This is a genomic window from Streptomyces sp. NPDC024632 (assembly GCF_055559175.1).
This window is the reverse complement of sequence record NZ_JBVHLD010000004.1, coordinates 170,619-190,420: the sequence shown is the minus strand read 5'-3', so window position 1 is coordinate 190,420 and position 19,802 is coordinate 170,619. Positions and strand designations below refer to the sequence as shown.

Here is a 19,802-nt window from a genome sequence, read left to right as displayed (position 1 = left end):
GGACACGGCTATGACGAGCGAAGAGCGGCTTCGCGAATATCTGAAGAAGGTGGTCGGCGACCTGACCGACGCCCGGCGCAAGCTGAGCGAGGCCGATGACCGCGAGCACGAGGCGGTGGCCGTGGTCGGCATCGGCTGCCGCTACCCCGGCGGGGTCGAGGCACCTGACGACCTGTGGGAGCTGGTGGACTCCGGCACCGACGCGACCAGCCCGTTTCCGACCGACCGCGGCTGGGACCTGGAGAAGCTGTACGACCCGGACCCCGACACCCCCGGCACCAGCTACACCCGGCGCGGCGCCTTCGTGCACGACGCGGGCGACTTCGACGCCCCCTTCTTCCGGATCAGCCCCCGTCACGCGGTGAGCACCGACCCGCACCACCGGCTCTTCCTCGAAGCGGCCTGGGAGTCCTTCGAGCGGGCCGGCATCGACCCGGCGACGCTGCGCGGCAGCAGCACGGGCGTGTGGGCCGGGATGATGTACGAGTTCTACTCGGCGCGTTTCCTCGGCGCCGTTCCCGAGGACGTCGACGGCACCCTCCTGGTCGCCAGCACCCCGAGCATGCTGTCCGGCCGGGTCTCCTACAGCTTCGGTCTCGAAGGTCCCTCGGTGACCCTCGACACCGCCTGCTCGTCCTCGCTGGTCGCGGTCCACCAGGCCGTACGCTCCCTGCGCAGCGGCGAGTGCACGCTCGCGGTGGCGGGCGGGGTGACCGTCATGGCGGAGCCCGACATGTTCGCGGAGTTCTCGCGGCAGCGCGGTCTGGCCCCCGACGGGCGCTGCAAGCCGTTCTCCGCCGACGCCGACGGCACGGTGTGGGGCGAGGGCTGCGGTGTCCTGCTGCTGGAACGCCTCTCGGACGCTCAGCGCAACGGCCGGCCGATCTACGGCGTGATCCGCGGCACGGCTGTCAACCAGGACGGCGCGAGCAACGGGCAGACCGCGCCCAACGGCAAGGCGCAGGAGCGGGTGATCGCGCAGGCGCTGGCCGACGCCCGCCTGACGCCCCGTGACATCGACGCGGTCGAGGCGCACGGCACAGCCACGCCGCTCGGCGACCCGATCGAGGCCAACGCGATCCTGTCCGCCTACGGCAAGGACCACACGCCGGAGCGGCCGTTGCTGCTCGGCACGATCAAGTCCAACATCGGGCACACGCAGGCCGCCGCGGGCATCGCCGGAATGATCAAGATGATGCAGGCGATGCGGCACGGCAAGCTGCCGCGCACCCTGCACATCGGCACCCCGACCTCGCGGGTCGACTGGTCGGCGGGCACCGTACGGCTGTTGACCGAAGAGGAGCCCTGGGAGTCGCGCGAGGACGCGCCGCGCCGGGCCGCCGTCTCGTCCTTCGGGATCAGCGGCACCAACGCGCACGTGATCCTGGAGGAGCCGCGACCGGCCCCCGCCGCAACGGAGTTGGAGACCGGGACGGGTTCCGAGACCGGGACCGACACCGGGACCGGCGCCGGCTCTGACACCGGGTCCGGCGCCGCGTCCGACATCGCGTCCGACACCGGCAAGGCCCCGCTCGCCTGGGTGCTCAGCGCCCGCAGCGCCGACGCCCTGCGCGGCCAGGCCGACCGGCTCGGCCGCCGCGTCGCCGCTCAACCGGCGCTGCGCCCGGTGGACATCGCCTGGTCGCTGGCCGCCACCCGCGCCCGCTTCGACCACCGCGCGGTCGTCGTCGGCCGCGACCGCGCCGAACTCCTCGACCGTCTCGACGGTTTCGCGCAGGGCAGGGACGGCTCCCCGGTGACCACCGGCGTGGCGTCCGGTACGGCCAGGACCGTCTTCCTGTTCACCGGACAGGGCGGGCAGCAGCCCGGCATGGGGCGTCAACTGCACGCCGCCTTCCCCGTCTTCGCCGCCGCCCTGGACGAGGTGTGCGACGCGCTCGACCCGTATCTCGACCGGCCGCTGCGCGAGGTGATGTGGGCGGAGCCCGGCACGCCCGAGGCCGCGGAGCTGGACCGCACCTACTACACCCAGCCCGCGCTCTTCGCCTACCAGGTCGCCGCCTTCCGGCTGCTCGGCTCGCTCGGTCTGATCCCCGACAAGGTCGCCGGGCACAGCGTCGGCGAGATCGCCGCCGCCCATGTGGCCGGTGTCTGGGACCTGGCCGACGCGGCCCGGATGATCACCGCCCGCGCCCGGCTGATGCAGCAACTCCCCTCCGGCGGCGCGATGTTCGCGATCTCCGCCACGGCGCGGGAAGTCGCCGTCACGCTGGCGGGCAAGGAGAGCCTGGCGCAGGTCGCCGCCGTCAACAGCCCCGCGGACGTGGTGGTCTCCGGTGACGAGGAGACCTGCGCCGCCGTCGCCGCCCACTGGGCGGAGCAGGGCCGCCGCACCAAGCGCCTCACCGTCAGCCACGCCTTCCACTCGCCGCTGATGGAGCCGATGCTCGACGCCTTCGGCGCCGAACTGGCCGCGCTGACCTTCCGTCAGCCGACGCTGGACAGCTCCGTCAACCTCGGCGCCGACCGGAGCTGGACCGACCCCGGCTACTGGACCGACCAGGTCCGCCAGGCCGTGGGCTTCGCCGACATGACCGCGCGGCTGGACGCGGCGGGCACGGACGTCTATCTGGAGATCGGGCCGCGCCCGGTGCTCTCCGGGATGGTCCGCGCCTGCCTGCCGGACGCCAAGGCCGTCGTGACCGCCGTGTCCCGGCGCACGCTGGCCGAGCCCGAGGGGCTGCTGACCGCGCTCGCCGAGGCGTACGCGGCCGGCGCGTCCGCCGACTGGAGCGCCGCGGCGCCCGGCGGACAGCCCGTCGAACTGCCCACGTACGCCTTCGACCACACGCGCTACTGGCTGCTGCGGACCCCGCCGCGCGGCGACGCCGACGCGCTCGGCCTGACCGAGCTGCGGCACCCGCTGCTGGGCGCGGCGGTCGCCGTCGCCGACGGCGGACTGGTCGCCACCGGCAGGCTGACCGCGGACGACCTGCCCTGGCTGGCCGACCACTCCGTGGGCGGCGCGGCGATCGTGCCCGGCACCGCCCTGCTCGACATGGTCGTCGAGGCGGCGGCGCAGGCCGGTTACGACCGGGTCGAGGAGCTGACGTTCGAGGCGCCGATGCCGCTGCCGGTGACCGGGTCCCTCGACCTCCAGGTCGCCATCGGCGGCGACGGCTCCGTCGGGGTGCACGCCCGGCGCGGCGGCGAGGAGAGCTGGACCCGGCACGCGTCGGGCAGCCTGGCCGCGGGCCCCGCGGAGCCCGACGGCTGCGCGTGGGCCGCCACCTGGCCGCCGCAGGGGGCCGCACCGGTCGACCTGGACGCGGTCTACGAGCGGCTGACGGAGCGCGGCTACGGCTACGGCCCGGCCTTCCGCGGGCTGCGCGGCGCCTGGCGCACCGACGGTGAGCTGTTCGCCGAGGTCGAGGTGCCCGAGGGCGCGGAGAACGACGGCTTCGGGCTCCACCCGGTGCTGCTCGACTCGGCCTTCCACCCGTACGCCGCCGAGGGCGAAGGGGACGAGCTGCGGCTGCCGTTCGTCTTCCGCGGGGTGCGGCTGACCGCGGTCGGCGCGTCCGCCCTGCGGGTCAGGATCGTGACCGAGGGCGCCGACCAGTTGTCGCTGACCGCGGCGGACGAGAACGGCGGACTGGTCCTGGACGCCCGCGACATGCGGGTCAGGGCAGTGCCGGCCGCGGCCATGCGGGCGCTCGCCGGAAACGCGGCCTCACCCGAGGGCTACTACGGCCTGGAGTGGACCGAGACGACGCTTCCCGCGGTGAGCCCCGGCAGTTGGGCCGCGCTCGGCACCCCGGTCGCCGCGCTCCCCTTCCACACCGGCCCCGACGCGCTCGCCGCGTCCGGCGTCCGGCCCGACTACGTCCTGCTCGACACCGAGGCACTGGACACCGCCGAGGGCGCCGAACTCCCGCAGAGCGTCAGCGAGTTGACCGGCCAGGTGCTCGGCCTGCTCCAGCGGTGGGCCGACGACGCGGCCTTCGCCGCCTCCCGGCTCGTGATCGCCACCGACCCCGACTCGCTGCGCACGGCAGGGGTTTGGGGCCTGGTGCGGGCGGCGCAGGCCGAACACCCCGGCCGGTTCCTGCTGGTGGGCGCCCGCGGCGGCATCAGCGCGGCCCTCGCGGGTCCCGGCAGGGCGGTGGCGCTGCTCGCCGCCGCGGCCGAGGCCGACGAACCGCAGGTGCTGCTGGAGGACGGCCGTACGCTGCTGCCGCGGGTCGCCCGCCGGGTGCCCGCACCCGCCGTCGAGCCGGCCTTCGGCGACGGCACGGTCCTGGTCACCGGCGGCACCGGGGCGCTCGGCGCGCTGGTCGCCCGGCGGCTGGTCGAACGCTTCGGCGTACGGCACCTGTTGCTGACCTCGCGGCGCGGTCTCGCGGCCCCCGGGGCGCGGGAGCTGGCCGACGAGCTGACCGAGGCCGCCGGACCCGGCGCCACCGTACGGATCGAGGCGTGCGACGCCGCCGACCGCGGCGAGCTGTCCGCGCTGCTGGCCTCGGTGCCGCCGGAGCACCCGCTGACCGGTGTGCTGCACGCGGCCGGTGTCCTGGACGACGGGCTGCTCGCGGGCCAGTCGCCGCAGCGCCTGGCGGACGTGCTGCGGCCGAAGGCGGACGCGGCCTGGCTGCTGCACGAGCTGACCGCGGACCTGCCGCTGGCCGCCTTCGTCCTGTTCTCCTCCGTCGCGGGCGTGCTCGGCAACGCCGGGCAGACCACGTACGGAGCCGCCAACACCTTCCTGGACGCGCTGGCCGTCCACCGCAGGGCGGCGGGTCTGCCCGCGGTCTCGGCCGCCTGGGGCCTGTGGTCGACGGCGGGCATGGGCTCGACGCTGACCGCGGCCGACGAGGCGCGGCTGGCCAGGATCGGGGTCGCGCCGCTCGACGAGCGGCAGGGCCTCGGGCTGCTGGACACGGTGCTGACCGACCCCGATGTCGAGGCCGCGGTCGTGGCCTCCCGCTGGAGCCTGAGCGGCCTGCGCGGCGCGCAGGACAGCGGCGAGCGGATTCCGCAGATCCTGCGCGGCCTGGTCCGCGCGGGGCGGCGGACCGCGGAAGGCGGCGGCGCCCGGCAGTCCGGCGCCAACGCCGCGGGCGGCCTGGCCAAGAAGCTCGAAGGACTCACCGGTGACGCCGCGAAGTCCGCGGTCGACACCGCCGTACGCCACCACGTGGCCGCGGTACTGGCCCATGGAGCGCCCGAAGCGCTCGACCCCGACCTGCCCTTCATCGACCTCGGATTCGACTCGCTGACGGCGGTCGAACTGCGCAATCGGCTCCAGACGGACTCCGGTCTCGACCTGGCCCCGACGCTCGTCTTCGATCACCCGACCATCGGCGCCCTGGCGGAGCACCTGGCCATCGCGCTGGTCCCGGCCCCGAAGGATGACGTGACCACCATGGAAGAAGCCCTCGCCCGGATCACCGGCGAACTCAGCTCGTCCGCACCCGCGCTGCGGGACCGCATGGTCGTGGCCCTGCAGGACGCCCTCAACCGACTCGGAGTCCCGATGGACTCCCCCACCGCGGTGCTCGACGAGGCCTCCGACGAGGAGATCTTCGCCTTCATCGACGCCCAGGCGTAATCCCGCGCCGGGCGCACGGCCCGGCCACCGAGGTACAGCGACTCCCCGGCACTCCCACCGGCACTCCCCCGGCACATCGCCGGCGCACATCACCGGCACCACCGGCTCCCGGCACCGGGCAGTCCGTCACCACACCACGAATCGGCAGAGGGCAGGAAGATGGCAGGCGAGGACAGACTCCGCGAATACCTGAAGAAGGCCACGGTCGACCTGGGTGACGCCAGGCGCAAGCTGGCCGAGGCCCAGGCACAGACGCACGAGCCGATCGCAGTCGTCGGCATGTCGTGCCGCTTCCCCGGCGCCGGTTCCGTCGACGCCTACTGGGACCTGCTCGACCAGGGCAGGTCCGCGGTCCTCGACGAGGTGCCGGGCGGCCGGTTCGACCTCGCCCCGCACGTCGAGAACGACGGGGTCTACACCACCCGCGGCGCCTTCCTCGACGACGTGGCGGGCTGGGACGCCCGGTTCTTCGGCAGCTCCCCGCAGGAGGCGCTGCGGATGGACCCGCAGCAGCGGCTGCTCATGGAGCTGACCTGGGAGGCGCTGGAGGACTCCGGTACGCCGCCGCCGAGCCTGGCGGGCAGCCGTACCGGAGTGATGATCGGCTTCTCCGACGTCCTCCAGTACCTGCGCCTGGAGCAGGCCGAGGAAGGTCTGGGCGTGCTGCACGACCCGTACGGCGGCCAGGGCGGTTCCGCCAGCGTCGTCGCGGGCCGGCTCGCGTACCACTACGACCTGCGCGGCCCCGCGCTGACCCTGGACACCGCCTGCTCGTCCTCGCTGGTGGCCGTCCACCTCGCCGGTACGGCGCTGCGCCGCGGCGAGTGCGACCTCGCGGTGGCGGGCGGCGCCTTCCTGCTGATGCACACCGACATGTACGTCAACGCCTGCTCCACCTCGATGCTGTCCCCCGACGGCCTGTGCAAGACCTTCGACGCCCGCGCCGACGGCTATGTGCTGGGCGAGGGCGCCGGGGTGGTCGTCCTGGAACGGCTCTCCGACGCGGTACGGCGCGGCCACCGGGTGCACGCGGTCATCCGCGGCACGGCCGTCAACCAGGACGGCCGCAGCAACGGCCTGACCGCGCCCAGCCGCAGCGCCCAGGCCGACGTCATCCGCCGCGCGGTGTCCGCTGCCGGGGCGACCCCCGACGACATCGCGTACGTCGAGGCGCACGGCTCCGGCACCAAGCTCGGCGACGCCATCGAACTGGGCGCGCTCACCGATGTGTTCGGGCGCCGCAGCGAGGAACGGCCGCTGCACGTGGGCGCGGTGAAGACCAACATCGGCCACACCCAGGCCGCGGCCGGGATGGCCGGTCTCATCAAGGCCGTCCTGGCCGTCAAGCACCGCACGGTGCCGCCGAATCTGAACATGACCGAGCCCTCGGAGACCGCCGTCGCCGCGGGCGCCGTCCGCCCGGCCTCCGAGTCCCGCCCCCTCCCGACCGACGAGGCGTCGCCGCAGCTCGTGGGCGTCAGCTCCTTCGGCTGGTGCGGCACCAACGCCCATGTCGTCCTGGCGGCGCCGTCGCCCGCGGCGGCCGGGACGGGCACGGCGGCGGGCGTCGGCGGCCCGGTCCGCGCCGGTCTCGCCACCACGGGAGGCACCTCGGCCGACGGCGCCGCCGAAGGTTCCGCCGAAGCCGCCCAGGCGCCCGGCAGGGCCGAACTGCTGCCCGTCTCCGCCGCCGACGACGGCGCGCTGACGGCGCGGCTGGACGCGCTGGCCTCGGTCGCCGGACGCACCGGCCTCGACGACCTGGCGTACACGCTGCAAAGCGGCCGCGCGGCGCTGGAGTTCAGGCGCGCGGTGGTGGCCGCCGACCCCGAGGACGCTGCCGCCGCGCTGGCGACCGCGGCGCGGGCCACCGGGGTCCGTACGGTCAAGGGCCGCCCCAAGCTGGCGTATCTGCTGCCGGGCACGGGCGACCACTACCGGGGCATGGCGCGCGATCTGCACCGTACGGAACCGGCGTTCGCCGAGGCCGTCGAGACGTGCCTGGCCGTCGCCGAGGAGCGCTGCGGCATCGACCTGCGGGACACGCTGCTCGGTGAGCCCGCGCAGGCGCCGGCCGACGCGGGGGCGGGCTTTCTGGCCAGGCCCGGCAGCGGGGCTGACCTGGCGGACGACCCGGACAGCCACGCGGAGATCGCGCACCTGTCGCTGTTCACCGTCGAGTACGCGCTGGCCAGGCTGCTGGCCACGCACGGCGTCACGCCCGACCTGCTGATCGGCTACAGCCTCGGCGAGTACGTGGCCGCGACCCTGGCCGGTGTCTTCGAACTGCCCGACGCCCTGTGGCTGGTGGCGCGGCGCGCCCGGCTGATCGAGGCGGCGCCCGAGGGCCGGATGCTGGCGGTCGCCGCCGACGCCGACCGGGTGCGCGCCGAACTGGCCGCGTGCGGCGCGGCGGTGGACATCGCCGCCGTCAACGGCCCGGCCATGACCGTGGTCAGCGGAGCGCCGGACGCCGTGGCGACCGCCGCCGCCCACCTGGGCGAACAGGGCTTGGCGGCACGGCAGTTGCGCTCGGCGCACCCCTTCCACTCGGCGCTGCTCGCCCCGGCCCGCGCGGAGCTGGCCGAGGCCGTGGCCGCGGTGCCCCGGCACGAGCCGCGCATCCCGGTCGTCTCCAACGTCACCGGCGCGCCGCTGACCGCCGAGCAGGCCACCGACCCCGGCTACTGGGCCGACCACCTGACCAGCCCGGTGCGGTTCGCCGACGGTCTGGCGGCCTGCGCGGATCTGGGCGTGGACGGCTATGTGGAGCTGGGCCCCGGCCAGACCCTGGGCGGCCTGCTCCGGCAGAACGACCGCAGCGGCGCCAACCCCACCGTGCTCGGCACCGTCCCCGCGCAGTGGGCGGCGGGCGGCCCCACCGACGGCCGCTCCCGGCTGCTGGAGACCTTCGGCCGGCTCTGGGAGCTGGGCGCCGACCTCGACTGGACGTCGCTGCGCGGCGCACGCCCCGGCACGCTCACGGAACTGCCCGCCTACCCCTTCCAGCGGACCCGCTACTGGCCGCGCACGGGCACGGGGACGGCCGCCGCGACCGGCACCGGCTCCACGGGCGGCGCCGTCCGGCCCGACGACTTCTGCTACGCCCCCGCGTGGCAGCAGGACGTCACCCTGCCCGCGCCGACCGCCGTGGAACCGGCCGCGCCCCTGGTGGTGTTCGCCGACGGCGACGGTGTCGGGACCCGGCTGGCCGAGCTGGCCACGGCCTGCGGCGCACCCGTCACCGAGGTCGTGCCCGGCGGCGCCTGGCGGCGCGACGGACGGCGGGTCGTCATCGACCCCGCCGACCCCGAGCACTACCGCAGGGTCGTCGCGGAAGCGCTGGCCGGGACCGCGGGACCGCTGCGCGTCGCCCACCTGTGGAGCCTGCGCGACCCGGCCCGCACCCCGCTGTTCGCCGAGGACGCCGAGCTGGTCAGGGCGGTCCGGCTGGGCTTCGACAGCCTGCTGCTCACCGTCCAGTCGCTCGCCTCGGCGGCGGCCGAACGCGGCGTGAAGCTGCTGACCGTGACCGCGGGGGCCGCCCAGGTGCACGGCGGCGACTGCACGGCCCCCGACCGGGCGCTGGCCCACGGCTTCGCGCGGATCGCCCACGCCGAGCAGCCGGGTACGGCCTGGCGCGGCGTCGACCTGGACCCGTCGGCGCCCGCTGATACCTGCGCCGCCCACCTCGCGGAGGAGATCGGCCACCGCGCCTGGCAGCACGACGACCCGGCCGCCACCCCCGCGCTGATCGCCTGGCGCGCGGGACGCCGCCTGCTCAAGGACTGGCGGCTGGTGCCGCTCCCCGCGGCCGACGGCGCGACCGGCTTCCCCGTACGCCCCGACGGCGCGTATCTGGTCACCGGCGGCACCCGCGGTCTCGGCCTCGGGCTCGCACGGGAACTCGTACGCTCCGGGGCGCGGCGGCTGGCCCTGGTCGGCAGGACCGATCTGAACGCCGCGGCTGCCGCCGACCCCGAGGGGCGGGCCGCCCAAAGCCTGCGCGACATCGCCGCGTTGGAGGCGTCAGGCGCCGAGGTGCTGCTGCTCACCGCCGACGTCGGCGTGCCGGAGGACCTGCGGCGCGCGCTGCGCGACTGCCGGGAGCGGTTCGGAACGCTGACCGGCGTCCTGCACGCGGCGGGCGTCCCCGCGGGCGGCATGGCCGTCCGCCTGACGCCCGGCACGGCCCGTACGGTGCTCGCGCCGAAGGTGCTCGCCATGGGCCCGCTCGCCGAACTCGTCGGCCCCGGCACCCCGGAGGCCGACCGGCCGGAGCTGCTGGTCCTGTACTCCTCGGCGGTCAGCGTCTTCGGCGGCCTGGGCGAGGGCGACTACAGCGCCGCCAACACCGTCCTGGACGCGTACGGCGCGGCGCTGGCCGACGCCGCCGCGGCCACCACCAAGGTGCTGAGCGTGGCCTGGGGCCCGTGGCAGCACGACGACTGGCAGGCCGAGGCGTCCGGCGGCGCGCTGGCCGACCGGGTCCGCGAGCACCGCGCCCGCTACGGCTTCTCCGAGTCCGGCGGCAACGCGCTGCTGGGCAGGCTGGCGGGCGCCGCCCGCGGCAGCCTGCTGGCGGTGCGGATGCCGATGGCCGAGGGGCTGCGCGAGTGGGCGGCGCTGACCGACCTGGACGCGCTCGTCGCGGCCGGCGCCCCCGCCGACAGCGAACGGCCGCGCTTCCCCCGGCCGTTGCTGCGTACCGAATACGCGGCCCCGCGCACCGAGTTGGAGACGGTCATCGCCGACAGCTGGGGCCGGCACCTCGGCATCGACGGCATCGGCGTCCACGACCCGTTCTTCGACCTGGGCGGCAACTCCCTGGTCGGGATGTCCATGGTCGCCGACATCGAGAAGCGGCTCGACCGCAGGATCGCCCCGGCCGTCCTGTTCGAGCACCCGACCGTCGCCGCCTTCGCGGCGGCGCTCGACGGCGGTCCCGCCGGGACCGCCACCACCACAGCACGCGACTCCGGCCTCGCCCGGGGCGAGAGACGGCGCCGCGCCCGCGGTGCCCAGCCTTCCATCACCCGGAACTAGGAGGACGGATTCATGCCGCGCATACCCACCGAGGTGTCACCGATGGACATCGCCATCGTCGGCCTCGCCGGGCGCTTCCCCGGCGCCACCGATGCCACGGAGCTGTGGTCGGCGCTCCGCGACGGCCGCTCGGGCATCACCCGCTTCACCGACGACCAACTGCGCGCCGCGGGCGTGCCCGACGAGCTGATCGACGACCCCGCGTATGTGAAGGCGGGCGCGGTGATCGACGGGATCGACCGCTTCGACGCCGACTTCTTCGGGATCAACCCGAAGGAGGCGCAGATCCTCGACCCGCAGCACCGGCTCTTCCTGGAGCACAGTTGGCACGCGCTGGAGGACGCGGGCTGCGACCCGGCGAGCTTCGACGGCTCGATCGGTGTCTTCGCCGGCTGCGCGATCAGCACCTATCTGACGCGTAACGTCGCCCCGTCCGGGATCGGCCGCAGCGTCGGCGAGCTGACCGTGGGCCTGGCCAACGACAAGGACTCGCTGACCCTGCGCGTCGCCCACACGCTGGGCCTGTCAGGGCCCGCGTACGGCATCCAGAGCTACTGCTCGACGTCCCTGGTCGCGGTCTGCGCCGCGGCCACCAGCCTGGCCGGTTTCGAGTGCGACCTGGCGCTCGCGGGCGGCGCCGCCATCGCGGTCCCGGACGACACCGGCTACCTCTACCAGCCGGGCGGCATCAGCTCGCCCGACGGCGAGTGCCGCGCCTTCGACGCCTCCGGCCGGGGCAGCCTGGTCGGCAACGGCGTCGGCGTGGTCGCGCTGCGCCGCCTGGTCGACGCGCTCGCCGACGGCGACCAGGTGTACGCGGTGATCCGCGGCTGGGCCGTCAACAACGACGCGGGCCGCAAGGTCGGCTTCACCGCGCCGGGTGTCAGCGGCCAGGCCGAGGTGATCGCCGAAGCGCTCGCCGCGACCGGTCTCGAGCCCGAGGACATCGACTACATCGAGGCGCACGGCACCGGCACCGCGCTCGGCGACGCCGCCGAACTCGCCGCGCTCCAGCAGGTGTTCGACGGCAAGGAGGTCATGATCGGTTCGGTCAAGACCAACCTCGGCCACCTGGACCGCGCGGCCGGTGTGACCGGTCTGATCAAGACCGCCCTGTCGCTGCACCACGGCGAGATCCCCGCGACCCGCAACTACACCGCGCCCAATCCCCAACTGGAGTCCGGCGACGCGCGGTTGACGGTCCTCACCGAGCGGCACCCGTGGCCGCGCGGCGACCGTCCGCGCCGCGCCGGGGTCAGCGCCTTCGGCATCGGCGGCACCAACGCCCACGTGATCCTGGAGGAGGCCCCGCCGGTCGCCGCCCGCAGCACCGGCTCGGGCCGCCGCAGCGAACTGCTGGTGTGGTCCGCCCGCACCGAGGCCGCCGCCGACGAGGCCACCGCCAATCTCGCCGCGCACCTGGACACCATGGACGACGCGGACACCACGGTCGGCGCGGGCATCTCCGACGTCGCCTACACCCTCCAGAGCGGCCGCCGGCTCTTCAGTCACCGGCGCGCCCTGGTCGCGGACTCGCTGAGCGGCGCGGCGCGCGAGCTGCGCGCCGGGTCCGCCCTCGGCCGCGCCGACGGCACCTCCTCCCGGCCGGTCGCCCTCCTGCTGACCGGCGCCGCGGAGCCGTACCCCGCCGCGGCGGCCGAACTCTACGACGCGGAACCGGCGTTCCGTACCGCGCTCGACGAGTGCCGCGCCGCCGCCCAGGCCGTCGGCGGCGCCCCGCTGGCCGGACTGCTCTCCCCCGACCGCACCAGCGGCCACGACCAGCACGGGCACCGCGCCTTCGCCTTCGGATACGCGCTCGGCACGCTCCTGCGCTCCTGGGGCATCCAGCCGGACGCCCTCCTCGGGCACGGCGTCGGCGAGTACGTCGCCGGGTGCCTGGCCGGGGTCTTCTCCCTCAAGGACGCCTTCGCGCTGCTGCACCGCCGCACGGAGACCGAGGGACAGCCGCTGACCGACTGGGCGGCGGGCCACATCACCTTCGGCGAGCCCGGAACCGTCCTGTACTCCGCCGCGACCGGCGGCCGGCTGACGGCGGCCGAGGCCACCGACCCCGCGCACTGGACCGCGGCCCTCACGGGCCCGCCCGCCGACCCCGGCACCGCGCTCGGCGCGCTGCTGGAGTCCGGGAACCACGCCCTGCTGGAGATCGGCGACGGCGCCCTCGGCGCCCACCGCGCCCTCACCGAAGGGCACGCGGACCTGCTGATCCCCGCGCTGCCCGGCGACGACGACCCGCGCGAGGCGGGCACGGTCCTCACCGAGGCCGTGGGCCGCCTGTGGCTGACCGGCGTCGACATCGACTGGTCCGGCTACCAGCACGGCCGTGACGTCCTGCGCACGAAGCTGCCCGGATACCCCTTCCAGCGCTCCCGCTACTGGATCGACGCGCCCGCCGCCGCCAAGCCCGAACTCCCCTCCGCGGCAACGGAGTCCGCCGACTCCGGCGCCGAGGAGCACGTACAGGTCATGAGCCGGGTGTGGAGCCCGGACGCGAACGGCGGCACGGGTACGGCCACCGGCCGGTTCCTGCTGTACGCCGACGCCTCCGGGGTCGGCGACGCGCTGGCCGAGCGGCTGCGCGGCGCGGGCGCCGAGGCCGTCACCGTACGGCCGACGGACGCGCCCGACACCGCCGAGGTGCCCGGCGAGGGGCCGCTGACCGTGGTCGTGCTGTCCGCGCTGGACGCGGACGGGCCCGACGCGGACCCGGCCCGGGCCGTCCTCGACGTCTCCCGCGCCGTGTCGGCGTGGGGCGACCGGGCCGGGACCGGCGGTGTCGTCGTGGTCACCCGCGGCGGCCAGAGCGTCACGGCCGCCGAGCGGAGCCTCCCGGCGCAGGCCGCGGTCGCCGTCCTGCCGGTCGTCGCGGGCCAGGAGTACCCGGGCCTCGACGCCCGCGGCGTCGACCTGGACCCCGCGGCCGACACCGCGGCCTCCGCCGCCCTGCTCGCCGCCGAACTGGCCGCCGCCGAGGGGCCGGTGCTCACCGCCTTCCGCGCGGGCAGCCGCCTCACCCCGCGGTACCGCCCGATCGACACGCCCAAGGCGCACACCGACGAACTGCCCGTGGTCCTGCCCGGCGAGAGCTACCTCGTCACCGGCGGCCTGGGCGACGTGGGCCTGATGGTCGCGGAGCACCTGATCCGCGGCGGCGCCGGGCGCGTCGTGCTCGCCAGCCGTACCGGACTGCCCGCCGACCCGGCGGACCCGCGCCGCCAGGCGGTCGTCCGGCTGCGCGCGCTCGGCGCGGACGTCGAGGCGCCCGCGCTGGACGTCACCGACGCCGCCGCCGTACGCGCCCTGTTCGGCGCGGAGCGCTTCGACGGCCTGGTGCACGCGGCGGCCGACACCTCGGAGGACACCTTCCTGCCGCTGGGCGCGCTCCAGGAGAGCACCGTCGCACGGCACTTCGCCGCCAAGTACGAGGGCGCACGCGTGCTGCGCGACGCCGTCGGCGGGCTCGCCGGGGACCGCGCGCCGCGTTGGGGCCTGCTGTTCTCCTCGACGTCCGCGCACCTGGGCGGACTGGCCTTCGGCAGCTACGCGGCGGCCAACGCCGCGCTGGCCGCGCTCGCCGGGGCGGGCCCGGACGACGGCACCGCGCAGACCCGCTGGACCTCGGCCGCCTGGGACACCTGGGCGCCGACGCTGGCCAAGGTCGACGCCAGGACCGGCGCCTCGATGGCCGCGCACGCGATGACCGCCGAGCAGTCGCTGACCGCACTCGACCGCGCGGTGACGCAGCCGCTGCCCGCGGTGGTCGTGGTGGCCGGCGGTCTGGCGGGCCGGCTCCCGAGCCGTCCGCAGGCGGTCACGGCGGGCGCCGGGAGCACGTCCCCTGTGGCGTCCTTCCCGCGGCCCGACCTGCCGCAGCCGTACACGGCGCCGCTGACCGCCACGGAGCGCGAGCTGTGCGCGCTGTGGACCGACACCCTCGGTGTCGACCCGGTCGGTACCCGTGACAACTTCTTCGACCTGGGCGGCAGTTCGCTCTTCGCCCTCCAGATGCTGGCCACCGTGAAGTCGCGCTTCGGTGTGACGGTGCCGACGGTCACGCTCTTCGAGGCGCCGACCGTGCACCGGCTGGCGGCCGTGCTGGACGAGCAGAAGCCCAAGGCCGCCGGAGGGCCGAGCCCCGCACCGGTCCGCGCCCCGGCGGCGCCCCGTACCCCCGCGGCGACCGTCGTCCCCGCGCCCCGGCCCGCCCCCGCGCCCGTACCCGTCGCCGCTCCGGCGCCGCGTCCGGCCGTGGCCGCGACCCCGGCCGTCAGCGCGGTCACCCAGCACACCGAGCGCGCCGAGGACACCGAACCGGAGAGCACCGAACTCGACCGGCGGATCGCCATCGTCGGCATGGCGGGCCGCTTCCCCGGCGCGGGCGACGTGGCCGGCTTCTGGCGGAATCTGTGCGAGGGCGTGGAGTCGATCCGCTTCTTCACCCCCGAGGAGCTGATCGAGGCGGGCGTCGACCCGGACATGGTCCAGGACCCGGAGTACGTGCCCGCGCGCGCCGTGCTGGACGACATCAGCGGCTTCGACGCCGGATTCTTCGGGATGAGCCCGCGGATGGCGGCGCTCACCGACCCGCAGCAGCGGCTCTTCCTTGAGGTCTGCTGGGAGGGTCTGGAGCACGCGGGGTACGCCAACGAGGCGTACCGCGACCGGATCGGCGTCTTCGGCGGCTCCAACCTCTCCACGTATCTGTTCGGGATGACCTCGCAGCTCGCCGCGGGCGACATCAGCCCGTACGAGATCATCATGAGCAACGACAAGGACGCGCTGACCACGTCCGTCTCCTACCTGTTCGACCTGCGCGGACCGAGCGTCGCGGTGCAGACCTTCTGCTCGACGTCGCTGGTCGGTGTGCACCTGGCGGTGCAGAGCCTGCGCGGCGGCGAGTGCGAGATGGCGCTGGCGGGCGGTGTGTCCATCAGCGTGCCGGACCGGGTCGGCCACCGCCGCCAGCAGGGCGGCATGGAGTCGCACGACGGCCATGTGCGGACCTTCGACGCGCAGGCCAGCGGTTCGATGTTCGGCGACGGCGCGACCGTCGTGGTCCTCAAGCGGCTCTCGGACGCGCTGCGCGACGGCGACACCGTGCACGCGGTCATCCGCGGCTCGGCGATCAACAACGACGGCGCCCTGAAGGTCGGTTACACCGCGCCCAGCGTCGCCGGGCAGGCCCGTGTGGTCCAGGACGCGATGGCCGACGCACGGGTGAGGCCGGAGGACTTCGGCTACATCGAGGCGCACGGCACGGCCACCCCGATCGGCGACCCGATCGAAGTCACCGCGCTGAGCCGGGCGTTCGGCACGGCGGGCGGTCCCGGCAGCATCCCGATCGGCGCGGTGAAGACCAACATCGGTCACCTCAACCACGCTTCGGGCACCGCGGGCCTGATCAAGACGGTCCTCACCGTCCGCGAGCGGATGGTCCCCGCGACGTTGCACTTCACCGCCCCCAACCCGCAGATCGACTTCGCCGACAGTCCCTTCTACGTCAACACCCGGCTGACCGAGTGGCCGGCCGAGGACGGCAGGCCGCGGATCGCCGGACTCAACTCGCTGGGCATGGGAGGCACCAACGTGCACGTCGTCGTCGAAGAGCCGCCGGCCCGCAGGGCCGGCCCCGACACCCCGCAGGGCGGCAGGCGGCACCACTTCCTGCCGGTCTCGGCCCGAACCTCCGACGCCGCCGACCAGGCCGTGAGCAACCTCGCCGAGCACCTGGCCGCGACCTCGGGGGCGAGCGTCGCCGATGTCGCCTACACCCTCCAGGTCGGCCGCAAGACCTTCGAGCACCGCCGCGCCACCGTGGTCTCCAGCGGTGAGCAGGCCGTGGCCTCGCTGGCCGGTACGGACGAGGACGCGCCGCTGTCGGCGCGGGTGGAGACCGCGCACGGCCGTCCCGTCGCCTTCCTCTTCGCCGGGGTCGGCGAGCAGTATCCGGGTCTGGTCGGCGACCTCTACCGGCACGAGCCGGTCTTCCGCGCCGAACTCGACCACTGCCTGGGCCTGTTGGCCGCGCACCTGCCGGACACCGACCTGATGGGGCTGCTGACCGGGGACCGTCCCGGCGGCGGCATGGACCTGGCGGCGCTGCTGGGCCGGGCGACCGGCGCGGCCGACGACCGGGAGGCGGAGCTGGAGCGCACCGAGATCGTCCAGCCGCTGCTGTTCGCGGTGGACTACGCGCTGGCCTCGACGCTGATGGTGTGGGGCGTGCAGCCGTCGCTGATGCTCGGCTACAGCCTCGGCGAGTACGTCGCGGCCTGCCTGGCCGGGGTGCTGTCGCTGGAGGACGCGCTGGCGCTGGTGGTGCACCGGGCCCGGCTGATCTCCGGGGTCGAGACGGGTTCCATGGCCGCGGTGCCGCTCGGGCCCGACGACCTGCGCGACCGCTACGGACTTCAGGCGCGCGGCCTGGACATCGCCGCGGTCAACGGCCCGCAGACCGTGGTGGTCGCCGGTCCCGCCGACGCGCTGGCCGGCCTCGCCGCCGACCTGGAGCGCGACGGCGTCCCCAGCCGGGGGCTGCGCACCACGCACGCCTTCCACTCCCGGATGCTCGCCCCGCTCGCGGACGAGCTGACCTCGTGGGTCGCGGAGAACATCCGGCTCAACCCGCCGCGGCTGCCGTACCTGTCGAACGTCACCGGCGGTGTCGCCGACGCCAGGCTGGTGCGGGACCCCGCCTACTGGGCGGAGCACATGTGCCGTCCCGTGCAGTTCGCGGCGGCCGTCGAGACGCTGCTGGCCGACCCCGAGCTGGCGATGGTGGAGATCGGTCCCGGACAGTCGCTGGGCACGATGGTGCGCGGCGCGGGCTGCGCTCCGCAGCGCTGGGCGACGATCACCGCGACGCTGCCCGCGCAGAGCGACCCGCGTCCGGCCGACCGGGTCCTGACCGAGGCCCTGTCGCGGCTGTGGCTGACCGGTGTCGACCTGGACTGGGCGGCCTACCACGGCCGCGCCGAGCGGACCGCCGAGCTGCACCGGGGCTTCGCGCCCGGCAGGGTGCCGCTGCCCACGTACCCCTTCCAGCGGCAGCGCTACTGGATCGAGCAGACCCCGCTGATCGGCGCCAAGCCGGCCGCGCCCGCGGCTGCGACGGCGCCGGGCACACCGGGTGTGCCCGCCAGCTTCGAGGACATCGACCGGGTCCCGAAGCTGCCGGAGGAGCAGTGGGTCTGGCAGCCGGTGTGGCGGCAGACCGCGTCCCCGGCGACGGCGGGCGCGCAGCCCGCGAGCTGGCTGGTCTACGCCGACGGGTCGGAAGCCGACGGTGTGCTCGACGAGTTGGTGCGCGCGGCGGCGGCCGACGGCGCGACCGTGACCGCGGTCCGTCCCGGCGGCGGCTGGAGCGCCGACCCGGCGACCGGCTACACCGTACGGCCGGGCCACTCGGGCGACGCCCAGGCGGTCCTGCGCGATCTGCGCAAGCGCGGGCTCGCGCTGGAACGGGTGGTCCATCTGTGGACGCTCGCGGAGCGGCCCGACGACGAGTCGATCGCGTTCGGTCTGCACACCCTGGTGGCACTGGCCCGTGCGGCCGGTGAACTGGGCTCTGGCGACTGGCAGTTGGACATGGTCACCGCGGGCGCCCACCAGGTGCTCGACGGTTCGGAGGTACGGCCCGACGCCGCCACGCTCATCGGCCCGACGCTCGTGGTGCCGCTGGAGTACCCCAACGTCACCACCCGGCTGCTCGACGTCGAGCCGGACACCCCGGCCGCCGCCGTCGCCGCCGAACTGCGCCGACCGCGGACCGACGCGGCCGTCGCCCTGCGCGGCAGCAGGCGCTGGGTGTGCGGTTACGACATGCTCCCGGCGGCGGACGACGAGAGCGCCGCGGCGGTGCTGCGCGAGCGCGGGGTCTATCTGATCACCGGCGGTCTGGGCGGCATCGGTCTGGGCATGGCGGAACACCTCGCACGGCAGGTCAACGCCCGGCTGGTGCTCTTCGGCCGCCGCGGGCTGCCGCCGCGTGAGCGGTGGGAGGGCATCGCCGCGGGCACCGAGGCGGCCGACGAGGCGCTGCGGGCCAGGGTGAGCCGTGTCCTGGGCATCGTGGAGCTGGGCGCGGAGGTCGAGATCGTCACGGGTGACGTGGCGAGCGCGCCCGACGTCCGGCGCGCCATCGACCTGGCGCAGGAGCGTTTCGGCGCCCTGCACGGCATCCTGCACACCGCCGGCGTGCCCGGAACGGGTCTGATCCAGTTCAAGCAGTCCGACGACTCCGAGCTCGTTCTCGCGCCCAAAGTTGCCGGCGTACAGGCCCTGGACAAAGCACTGCGAATCGGCCACGCTGATGAGACCGCGCTGGACTTCCTGGTGCTGTTCTCCTCGATCACCGCGGCCACCGGCGGCGGCCCGGGCCAGGTCGACTACTGCGCGGGCAACGCCTACCTCGACGGCTACGCGGCACGGCAGGCGGCCACCGGCCGCCGGGTCCTGTCGGTCGACTGGGGCGAGTGGACCTGGAACGCCTGGGACTCCGGTCTGTCGGGCTACGACGAGGGCTTGCAGGCCTTCTTCCGCTCGCACCGGGAAGCCTTCGGCATCACCTTCGCGGAGGGCTGGCGCTCGCTGCTGCGGGCCCTGGCCTCCGGCGAGTCGCGGGTCGTGGTCTCCACGCAGGACCTGCCGACGATGGTGAGCTACAGCACCGGCTTCACCGTCGAGGCCGTCATGGCCCCGGCGGGCGGCGGCTCCGGCTCCGCCGACCGGCACCCGCGGCCCGAACTCCTCACCCCCTACCGGGAGCCCTCGGGCCCCGTCGAGGAGCGGCTGGCGGAGGTCTGGGGCGACATGCTCAAGCTCGAACGGGTCGGCGCCCGTGACAACTTCTTCGAACTCGGCGGCAACTCACTGCTCGGCATCGCCCTGCTCGCGGCCCTGCGCCGGGCCTTCCAGGACGCCGAGCTCCCCCCGCACATCCTCTACGAGGCCCCGACCGTCGAGGCCCTCGCCAAGGTCGTGGACGGACCCGCCGCGGACGCGGCGCCCGTCCCGGAGCCCGACGGCCAGGAGCAGGCGCGACTGCGCAGGTCCGGCCTGAAGACCGCCGCCCGGCGGCGCAGGAGCTGATCCCGCGTCAGCGGCACTCCGCACCACGCGACACCCCACGCCCCAGGCGTGGTTCAGCACACCCACAACA

The 19,802-nt window shown here is 75.2% G+C and carries 2 protein-coding genes and 1 pseudogene; all 3 read left to right on the top strand.

The genetic code is table 11. The annotated features are described in order from the left end of the window. Positions 1–49: 49 nt before the first annotated feature. Positions 50–5,572 (top strand): annotated as a pseudogene (locus tag ACZ37P_RS10505) (type I polyketide synthase); the annotation flags it as partial. Between the two features lie 159 nt (positions 5,573–5,731). Further along, positions 5,732–10,618, top strand: a complete 4,887-nt coding sequence (locus ACZ37P_RS10500; protein ID WP_467346002.1) for a type I polyketide synthase — start codon at positions 5,732–5,734, stop codon at positions 10,616–10,618. A gap of 12 nt (positions 10,619–10,630) precedes the next feature. Beyond that, entirely contained in the window at positions 10,631–19,732 is a 9,102-nt protein-coding gene (locus ACZ37P_RS10495) for a type I polyketide synthase (RefSeq protein WP_467346000.1), read from the top strand. Positions 19,733–19,802 lie beyond the last annotated feature (70 nt).

What these genes read in the sequence shown, in the direction of transcription:
- ACZ37P_RS10495 (WP_467346000.1), top strand. Translation starts at nt 10,631, where the DNA reads ATGCCGCGCATACCCACCGAGGTGTCACCGATGGACATCGCCATCGTC.
- ACZ37P_RS10500 (WP_467346002.1), top strand. Translation starts at nt 5,732, where the DNA reads ATGGCAGGCGAGGACAGACTCCGCGAATACCTGAAGAAGGCCACGGTC.